Consider the following 8,380-nt stretch of genomic DNA (forward strand, 5'->3'; position numbering starts at 1 on the left):
GGATGTGGCGGGGGTGGGTGTGGGTGTGGGTGTGGTGGGCAGTGCGGTCGGTGCTGTCTCGGTGGCCGCGGGTCGGACCTTGGCGGGCTGTTCGGTCGGCTCGGCGGATTCTGGGAGCGGGGCGAAGGGGCTGACGCGGTCGGGGTGGAAGGGGGAGACGCGGTACGCCGGGGCGAGTTCGTCGTCGTCCGCGGGGGCGGCCGGTACCTCGACGGGGGCGGTGGAGAGCAGGACCGGGATGCGGGTGGTGATGACCGGGATCTCCCGGGTGTCGGTGGCCCCGGACTGCGCCGGGCGGCGGCGACGGAGCAGTGCGACCCCGAGAGCGAGTACGAGCACGCCCGCACCGAGTACGAGCAGGCAGATGCCGAACAACCGGTGCACCTGGATGCCGACCGTGACCTTGGCGCCGACGGCCGGCGTACCGTCCGCGTTCATCACGACGACGTCGTACCGCCCGTCCTGGACCGCCCAGGTGAGCGACTGCGAACCGGTCGCGGACTGCGCGACCCACCAGTCCAGCGAGCCCGGCGGCGTCAGCTTGTTGGTGCGGCCACGCACTTCCTGCGTGCCGAACGTGGCCGGCAGACCGAACCGGACCACCTGCGTGTGCTGGACATCGGCGAGGTAGTCGCGGACGTCGAGATCCTGGGCGACACCAACGAACAGCGGCTTGTCGCCGGACACGCTGACGTGCAGCGTCGCGCCGTGGCGGTCGAGCAGCTCGGGCGAACTGACGACGGCGAGGCCCTTGCTGGCGAGCTCGCGGTGCGGAGTGGTGATCGTGTTGTCCGGGCCGACCAGCCAGAAGGCCGCGACGGCCCCTGCGACGGTGGCCACCAGGCCTGACAGTGCCAGCAGCAGGCCCAGGGTGATGCGGGCGAAACGCATGAAGAGGCTCCCGTTGGTACGACGAGCCCGGCCACGGACGGGTGCAGCCGGACGGCGGGATCGCGGTCCGGACCACTTTCGGCAGCCCGAAAGCAGTATCCGAAACCTCACCCGTTGTCACTGACTAACTGATCCAACAAGGATCTGTTACGATCTCGTGCATTAACGAATGGCCATTCACAAACTCGAAGGCGGCGCGATGGCCCGGCCACGGCTGGTGAGCGACGACGCGATCCTCGACGCGACCAGGGAGGTGCTGGCCGAGCTCGGCCCGGTGAAACTCACCCTCGCGGCGGTCGGATCACGCGTAGGCCTGGCCCCGCCGACCCTGATGCAGAGGTTCGGTTCCAAGCGCGGTCTGCTGCTCGCGTCCGCCGCCCGCTCGCCGGTGATGGTGGAGCGCCTCGCCGACGAGGTGGCCGGCCGGAACAGCTCCCCGCTCGCCACCCTCCGGGACTTCGCGCTGTCCGCGGTCGCTCACATCGAGCACCGCGAGCAGCTCGGCAACGGTCTCGGCTTCGTGCAGCTCGACGTCGCGGACCCCGAGTTCCGGCAGCACGCGCTCGCGCACTCGGCGGCGATCGTCGACAGCTGCGACCGGTTCTACCGGGCCGCGGTCGAGGCCGGAGAGCTCCGCGCCGACACCGACGTACCGGCGCTGGCGCGGCACACCCTTGTCTGTTTCAACGGCGCGCTCCAGGTCTGGGCGGTGAACGGCTGGGGCCCGCTGACCGGGTTCCTCGCCGAGCAGCTCGACCTGATGATCGCGCCCTACCTCATCCAGGAGTAACGGTGTTCTTGCGGGTTGTGGTCTTCTACCTGGCCACGATGGTCTTCAGCGGGATCCTGAACGCGTTGCAGTCGGCGATCGGCCCGAGCCCTGACCTGATCCAGCTGGTGCAGTTCGCGCCGGCGCTCGGGGTGGGCGTGATGTTCCTGGCGTTCCGGCGTACGACCAGGGTCGATGCGCGGTTCACGCCCGTACGCGTCGCCGTCGGGCGGAGCGCTCTGGTGGTGGGCATCGTCGTCGCTGCGATGCTGGTGTCGGTGCTGGTGCACGTGGTCGCGGGGCGGCCGTGGCGCGCGGAGAGCCTGCCGTTCCCGTTCGGGGTGCTGGTACTGACGATGATCGTGGGCGCGGCGGGCGAGGAGCTCGGCTGGCGCGCGTACCTGCAGCCGTACTTGCAGACGCGGTTCTCGGTACTGCGTTCCGCGCTGATCGTCGGCGTGCTGTGGGGCTTCTGGCACATCGGGGGGTTCGCCAACGGTCTCGTCTACATGGGCCTGTTCGTGGTGATGGCGACGGCGTTGTCCGTGGTGATGGGCGTCGTGCTGCAGGGCGCCCGGCGTACCAACCTCGTGGTCGCGACGGCGGCGCACGCCGCGGTGAACCTCGGGCTGATCCTGCTCTTCGACGAGGAGAAGGGCGACGTGTTCCCGATGGCGGTGCTCGCGGCGGTCTGGACGGCCGCCGCGATCGTGCTAGTGAAGGTACGACGCCCCGTTGAAATCGAGGACGGCACCGCTCGCCCAGTTCGCGTCGGCTGAGGCGAGCCAGTAGATCGCGTTCCCCACCTCGTCCGCGGTGGCGACCCGGTTGAACGGGCTCTGCGCCCGGATCGCGTCGCCGCCGGGACCGGCCAGGAACGACTCGGTCATGTCGGTGGCGATGAAGCCGGGCGCGATTGACGTCACGGTGATGTCATGTGGCGCCAGCGATGCCGCCAGGGACTGCCCGAGCGCGTGCAGTCCCGCCTTCGAGGCGCCGTACGCCGGGACGTCGGGCTCACCGCGGTACGCGCCCCGGGAGCCGACGTTGACGATCGCACCCCGCCGTACGCCGTCCGCCGGGTCGGTGTCGAGCATCTGCCGCGCGACGCACCAGGTCACGTGCGCAGCGCCCTCGAGGTTGACGGCGAGCGTACGGCGCCAGGTCGCGACCCATTCGTCGTACGACGTCTCGGCCAGTGGGTGACCGACCCGCCGGGAGCCCGCGACCGGCTCGTCGACGAACATCGCCGCGTTGTTCACCAGTACGTCGATCCGCCCGAGCAGTGCGGCCGATTCGTCAACCAGGGCAGGGATCGCGGCCGGATCGCCGAGGTCCGCGGCGAGTACTGCGTGACCGTCGCCGGGCAGTGTGTCGCGGATCTTGGTCGCCAGTTCGACGGCGCCGCGGCAGTGCAGCACGACCCGGTCGCCGGCAGCCGCGAACGCCCGTGCGGCGGCCGCGCCGACACCTCTGGATGCACCGGTGATCAGTACGCCTCTGCTCATGGGGATCATTCTGCCCTGACGCCAGTTCGACGGCGTCATGACATCACAAGGGTTGACAATGACGTCATCGTGACGCCATGCTTGCTGTCATGGAACTTGACCACTACCTCGAGTCGGTCCGGCGGAGCGTCGAGAACGCCACCGCCCTGGCCGACGAGCAAACCCGCTCCGTGGCACAGCGCCTCGGGGCCACGCTGGATGACGCGGGCCGCCTGGCCCTCATCTCAGCCCTGTCCGACGCCGCCGGGGAGATCAGCCGTGAGCTGTCCCCGGGGTCGGTCGAGCTCCGGATGGCCGGCGGCCGCCCGGAGTTCGTGGTCACGCCGGCGCCCAGCCAGCTGACCGGTCCGGACGAGACCGACGACCTCGAGGACGACGTCCAGGACGCGACTGCCGAGCAGTTCGTGCCCGACGCCGACGAGCCGACCGCGCGGATCACGCTGCGGCTGCCGATGTCGATCAAGAACAAGGTGGACGAGGCCGCCGACGCCGAGGGCATCTCCTCGAACGCATGGCTGATGCGTACCGTGATGACCGAGCTCAGCGTCGGCCGTCGTGGCGCTCCGCGGCCGCCCCGGCCGCCGCGCCCACCGCGCGGCCCGGTGTTCGGCCCGGAGGGCCCGCTGGGTCCGAACGGACCGCTCGGCCCCGACGGGGTCTTCGGCCCGAACGGCGTCTTCGGTCCGAACGGGCCGTTCGGCGAGGAAGGCGTGTTCGGCGGGGAGCGCGGGCGGGACCGCCGCCGCGACGACCGGGAGCGTCGCCGCGAGGACAAGGACCGCCGGCGTGACGACAAGGAGCGGCGCCGTGGCGGTCACGGCCCGGGCCAGCGAGTGACGGGATGGGCCGAATGAGCGAGCACAGCGCAACCCAACTGAACGACGACGAGAACGACCGGATCGACCGGATCCGGATCGAGATCGGATCCGGACTGGTCGAGATCGGGCCCAACCCGGACGGCGAGGGCACCGTGGTCTCGATGGAGGTCGACGGTGACGACGACGGCGTGATCTGCGAGGTCAGCGACGGCGAGCTGATCATCGAGAGCCCGCGGAACGTCCGGCGCGGACCGGAGATCACGGTCCGGATCGCCACCGCCGCGGTGCTCGAGGCCTGGGTGAAGACCGGGTCCGGCGACATCGTCGCGGACGTCCCGCTCGGGTCCGCGCGGCTCGCGACCGGGTCCGGCGACGTCCGGCTGACCCGGGCCGAGAGCGAGCTCGGCGTCAACACCGGCAGCGGCGACGTCAAGGTCGAGCACGCCGTCGGCGCGGTCCGGGCCAGCACCGGCTCGGGCTCGATCGACATCGAGGAGGCCGGCGACGCCCTCGGGCTGAGCACCGGCTCCGGTGACGTCACGATCGGCGACGTCGCCGGTCCGACATCGGTCAAGGTCGGCTCGGGGGACATCACGATCGAGCGGATCCGCGACCACTCGGTCGCCACCTCCGGTTCCGGCGACGTCACGGTCGAGATCGCCGACGGACCGAGCGTGCAGGCCGAGACGGCCCGCGGCGACGTACAGATCGGGGTCCCGGACGGACTCCCGACGTACCTGGACCTGAAGACCGTCACCGGCCGGATCCGCTGCGACCTCGAGCCCGGCGAGAAGCCCGCCGAGGGCGAGCGCGCCCTGATGCTGCGCGCCCGCACCGTCTCCGGCGACATCACCGTCACCAAGGTCTGACGCAGCACCTGTCGAACTCGGCAGCCCGAGTTCGTCGCAATGACGAGGGGATCAAGAGCTCCCGCCGGCCTGGCGGGAGCTGGGCGAAGCACTGCCTGAAACCACCACAGCACGGGGACAACGCGAGGGGAGAACCACCATGATCAGCGAACAGCAGGAAGTTGCCCGGTACCGCGTCGCCGAGCAGTTGCGGGCGGCCGAGGCGAGGGCGCAGCGCCGCGGGCGGAAGCCGCGCACCAGCCCGCGCGAAGGCCTGGCGGGCGCGCTGCGCCGGCTGGCCGACAAGCTGGAACCCAGCTCACGCCGCCTGACCGAGCCGGCCACCCGAGCCCTGACCGAGACCCAGCCCCGCCACCGCGGCACCGGCCTCTCCATCGTCCGATGACCGAACCCGCGGCGATCCACCTCCCGCCGGCCGAAGCACCGCGGGTCCCCGAGGTACGGCGGGAGTGCGACGTACTCCCGCCGGCCGGGACCGGGTCCGCCGTCGCGCTGCACGCTCTGCTGGAGCGTCTGGGGCTGGTCGGACCCGTCCCCCAGACCCGCGATCAGCGGCGAACTGCAGCTTGATGCAACCCCTGTGGATAACTCCCGGCCCGACCCACGAACACTGCTAGCGTTCAGTCGATCATTCTCGGTCGACCTGGGAGAGAAACCAACGATGTTGCGTCCGATGGTGGCAACGACAGCTGTCACCGCAGCCCTGATCCTGCTCGCGGGTTGCGGCGGCGACAAGAAGTCCGGCTCGGGCTCCGACAACAGCGGCAGCAAGTCCACCACCTCCGCCTCGCCCACGGCCCCGAGCGTCCCGACCTTCGACCCACCCAAGGCCTTCGCGATCGGCACGGCGTACCCGGTGATCAAGGACCCGGCCGAGGCCACGCTCAAACACGCGGACGTGGCGCTCGTCGGCAAGGTCGCCGTGGTCGGCAACAAGAAGGTCCTCTCCGGCCACGATGTCACCGACCCCAGCAAGACCTGGACGATGCAGGTCGCGCCCGCGGCGACCACGACGATCAACAGCGTGCTCCCGCCGAAGGCGGTAAAGGTCGACGGCAAGGACGTCGCGGTCGTCGTCTACTCCGAGACCGACAAGGGCAACGGCACCCAGAAGCCGCAGGGCCTGGTGGTCGTGCGCTGGGTGGACGTCGCGACCGGCGCGAAGGTGGCCGAAACCTCGACCAAGTCCACCGATGAGCAGCCCTCGATCGCGAAGGCGGCGTACGACGTGGAGAGCGGCCAGATCGCTGTCCAGGTCGGTGGCATGGCTTCGTACGGCGGGACTGCGCCGGCGACGTTGTTCGCCGACCCCGCGACGAAGAAGGCCACGCTGATCGCCGGAATCGCCCCGGCCGCGGTGCACAACGGTGTGATCGGAGCCGAGAAGCCGGCGAAGACGGACCGGTCCAACGACTCCGCGATGGTGCTCGCCGACGGCGCGAGCGGAAAGATCACCAAGCAGGTCGGGCCGCTGCAGACCGCGTTCGACGGGCTCGCCGGCACCGCGAAGCACGCCTACTTCTTCGGCATGAAGTACACCGACTACGACAACGGGACCAACGTCGCGGCGATCTACTCGCTCGACCTCTCGACTGGTGCGGTGGCCGCCACCCCGATGCCGCCGGTGGCGGTCAACTCCGGCAACGGGTGGGAGTGCTTCGACGACCAGGCGTCCTCGGTTGCCTGTGTCAAGCAGCAGCAGGCCGACAACGCGGACACGATCATCGGCTTCGACGACACGACCGGCAAGAAGGCCTGGGGTTTCTCCAACAACTCCGGGAACCGCAACGTCCCGATCGTCACGGCGGCCTACCACGGCGTTCTGTACGCGAAGACCGAGGCGCAGTCCGTGCTGCTGGATGCGAAGACCGGCGCTGACCTCCCGAGCGCGTCAGCGTCCGGGAGCCCGAGTGCAAGCGACAGCCCGTCCACCGGAGACACGCCCTCGCCCGGTGACACCCCGACGGCCGGTGACACGCCGTCCGACGGCAGCACGCCCTCCGACAGCCGTACCTCTGGGAACGGTGACCTCGCGATCTGGGACGGCTCCCTGAGGTCGCCCGAGTCCGTCTCGCAGTACGGCGGCGTCTACAGCCAGCAGCCGCACGGTGACTACACCGTCACGAACGAGCTCGACTCGGTCTGCATCTTCATGAAGGCGACCGCCTGATCTATGAGAAAGGGGCCCTCGCGGGCCCCTTTCGTTCGTTCAGACGTCGGTGCGGTGGAAGTTTTTGAAGGAGCGGGACGGGGTGGGGCCGCGTTGGCCCTGGTAGCGGGAGCCGTACTTGCTGGAGCCGTACGGGTGTTCCGCGGGGGAGGAGAGGCGGAAGAAGCAGAGCTGGCCGATCTTCATGCCGGGCCAGAGTTTGATCGGCAGGGTGGCGACGTTCGAGAGTTCGAGGGTCACGTGGCCGGAGAAGCCGGGGTCGATGAAGCCTGCGGTGGAGTGCGTGAGCAGGCCCAGGCGGCCGAGTGAGGACTTGCCCTCGAGCCGGGCGGCGACGTCGTCGGGGAGCGTGACCAGTTCGTAGGTCGATCCCAGGACGAACTCACCGGGATGCAGGATGAACGGCTCGTCGCCGTCGGGTTCCACCAGCCGGGTCAGGTCCGGCTGTTCCTCGGACGGGTCGATATGCGGGTACCGGTGGTTCTCGAAAACCCGGAAGAACCGGTCCAGCCGTACGTCGACACTCGACGGTTGCACCATCGTGGCATCGAACGGATCCAGCTGGACCCGTTTCGCGTCGAGCTCGGACAGGATGTCACGGTCGGAGAGCAGCACGCTCGCACGTTAGCAGCGTGCCGCCCATCCGCACAGCTCCAGTGCCCGGGAGGCCGGTTCCGGTGGTGTGGGTGTCCGGAGCCCTCAGCTCTCCGGCGGGGCCGCACCACCAGACCTGGGCCTGAGGCAACTATCGTCAGTTGGCCAGTTTGTTGAACTTCGACACCTGGGTGGCGAAGGTCTTGACCTGCGACGGCGACCAGTCCTTGAGCAGGTCCTCGATCACCTTGTGCCGCTTCTTCCGGGCCGCCGTCAGCTTGCGCTTGCCGGCCGCGGTCAGCGTCAGCAGGGTCGCGCGCGCGTCCGACTTGTCGGCCGCCCGCTTCAGCAGGCCCTCTTCCTCCAGTCGCGCGCAGGCCCGGCTGACCGGCCCCTTGTCGACCTCGAGCGCTGCCACCAGGTCGGCCATCCGCACCGGTGCCAGCTCCTCCACGTGGTTCAGCAACGCGTACTGTGCCGGCTCCAGGTCCGGGTGCGCCTCGTCGGACAGCGTCCGCTGCAGACCGCGCAGCCGCCGTGCCAACGTGACGAGCTCCTTCTCCAGGTTGTCCACCGCGTCACTTGTGTCTGTTGCCACCGTTCACCCCTTCATCCAGTTGCCCCGCAACCAGCTCGCCCGGTCCAGGACTCGCGTCCTCACGTTGCGTCAAATGTTGCCCCCGGCAACGCGTTCTAATCTGCCAGAAGATCACGAACCTGCCCAGTCCTGAACGCGCCCTTTGTGAAAAACTGCCCAAGAA

10 protein-coding genes and 1 pseudogene are annotated in these 8,380 nt (G+C 69.6%); 7 read left to right on the forward strand and 4 right to left on the reverse strand.

Annotated elements, in window-relative coordinates:
- Window positions 1-891, reverse strand: a pseudogene (locus VFF46_RS37345) (hypothetical protein); the annotation flags it as partial.
- Window positions 892-1,060: 169 nt separating this feature from the next.
- Here VFF46_RS37345 and VFF46_RS37350 point away from each other — a divergent pair.
- Both VFF46_RS37350 and VFF46_RS37355 read left to right on the forward strand, forming a co-directional pair.
- Entirely contained in the window at window positions 1,061-1,681 is a 621-nt protein-coding gene (locus tag VFF46_RS37350; RefSeq protein WP_325041991.1) for a helix-turn-helix domain-containing protein, read from the forward strand.
- 2 nt (window positions 1,682-1,683) lie between these two features.
- The gene (locus tag VFF46_RS37355; RefSeq protein WP_325041992.1) at window positions 1,684-2,439 is read left to right on the forward strand and encodes a type II CAAX endopeptidase family protein; all 756 of its coding nucleotides are present in this window, start codon (window positions 1,684-1,686) and stop codon (window positions 2,437-2,439) included.
- Here VFF46_RS37355 and VFF46_RS37360 read toward each other — a convergent pair.
- Window positions 2,374-3,168: an SDR family oxidoreductase gene (locus VFF46_RS37360; protein WP_325041993.1), complete on the reverse strand. Its 795-nt coding sequence runs from the start codon at window positions 3,166-3,168 to the stop codon at window positions 2,374-2,376. The genes VFF46_RS37355 and VFF46_RS37360 overlap by 66 nt on opposite strands.
- A gap of 89 nt (window positions 3,169-3,257) precedes the next feature.
- On the opposite strand from VFF46_RS37360, the gene VFF46_RS37365 reads away from it, so the two are divergent.
- From VFF46_RS37365 to VFF46_RS37385, 5 genes are all read left to right on the forward strand, one after another.
- Window positions 3,258-4,022 carry a hypothetical protein gene (locus tag VFF46_RS37365; RefSeq protein ID WP_325041994.1) on the forward strand — a complete coding sequence of 255 codons (765 nt, stop codon included), beginning with the start codon at window positions 3,258-3,260 and terminating at the stop codon, window positions 4,020-4,022.
- Entirely contained in the window at window positions 4,019-4,855 is an 837-nt protein-coding gene (locus VFF46_RS37370) for a DUF4097 family beta strand repeat-containing protein (RefSeq protein WP_325041995.1), read from the forward strand. The genes VFF46_RS37365 and VFF46_RS37370 overlap by 4 nt, the downstream gene beginning before the upstream one ends.
- Window positions 4,856-4,994: 139 nt before the next feature.
- The gene (locus VFF46_RS37375) at window positions 4,995-5,240 is read left to right on the forward strand and encodes a hypothetical protein (RefSeq protein ID WP_325041996.1); all 246 of its coding nucleotides are present in this window, start codon (window positions 4,995-4,997) and stop codon (window positions 5,238-5,240) included.
- Window positions 5,237-5,425: a hypothetical protein gene (locus VFF46_RS37380; RefSeq protein WP_325041997.1), complete on the forward strand. Its 189-nt coding sequence runs from the start codon at window positions 5,237-5,239 to the stop codon at window positions 5,423-5,425. Before VFF46_RS37375 ends, VFF46_RS37380 begins: the two co-directional genes overlap by 4 nt.
- 103 nt (window positions 5,426-5,528) lie before the next feature.
- Complete coding sequence (locus VFF46_RS37385; protein WP_325041998.1) at window positions 5,529-7,025, forward strand: hypothetical protein; 1,497 nt, start codon at window positions 5,529-5,531, stop codon at window positions 7,023-7,025.
- A gap of 39 nt (window positions 7,026-7,064) precedes the next feature.
- Here the strand turns inward: VFF46_RS37385 and dcd are convergent, their stop codons facing one another.
- Entirely contained in the window at window positions 7,065-7,640 is a 576-nt protein-coding gene (dcd, locus tag VFF46_RS37390; protein WP_325041999.1) for a dCTP deaminase, read from the reverse strand.
- A 136-nt stretch (window positions 7,641-7,776) separates the two neighbouring features.
- Window positions 7,777-8,217 carry a MarR family winged helix-turn-helix transcriptional regulator gene (locus VFF46_RS37395; protein WP_209696476.1) on the reverse strand — a complete coding sequence of 147 codons (441 nt, stop codon included), beginning with the start codon at window positions 8,215-8,217 and terminating at the stop codon, window positions 7,777-7,779.
- Window positions 8,218-8,380: the final 163 nt, after the last annotated feature.

This window comes from Kribbella sp. (assembly GCF_035655035.1).
Classification (GTDB): domain Bacteria; phylum Actinomycetota; class Actinomycetes; order Propionibacteriales; family Kribbellaceae; genus Kribbella.

What these genes read in the sequence shown, in the direction of transcription:
- VFF46_RS37380 (WP_325041997.1), top strand. Translation starts at nt 5,237, where the DNA reads ATGACCGAACCCGCGGCGATCCACCTCCCGCCGGCCGAAGCACCGCGG.
- VFF46_RS37375 (WP_325041996.1), top strand. Translation starts at nt 4,995, where the DNA reads ATGATCAGCGAACAGCAGGAAGTTGCCCGGTACCGCGTCGCCGAGCAG.
- VFF46_RS37360 (WP_325041993.1), bottom strand. Translation starts at nt 3,168, where the DNA reads ATGAGCAGAGGCGTACTGATCACCGGTGCATCCAGAGGTGTCGGCGCG.
- VFF46_RS37385 (WP_325041998.1), top strand. Translation starts at nt 5,529, where the DNA reads ATGGTGGCAACGACAGCTGTCACCGCAGCCCTGATCCTGCTCGCGGGT.
- VFF46_RS37370 (WP_325041995.1), top strand. Translation starts at nt 4,019, where the DNA reads ATGAGCGAGCACAGCGCAACCCAACTGAACGACGACGAGAACGACCGG.
- VFF46_RS37365 (WP_325041994.1), top strand. Translation starts at nt 3,258, where the DNA reads ATGGAACTTGACCACTACCTCGAGTCGGTCCGGCGGAGCGTCGAGAAC.
- VFF46_RS37350 (WP_325041991.1), top strand. Translation starts at nt 1,061, where the DNA reads ATGGCCATTCACAAACTCGAAGGCGGCGCGATGGCCCGGCCACGGCTG.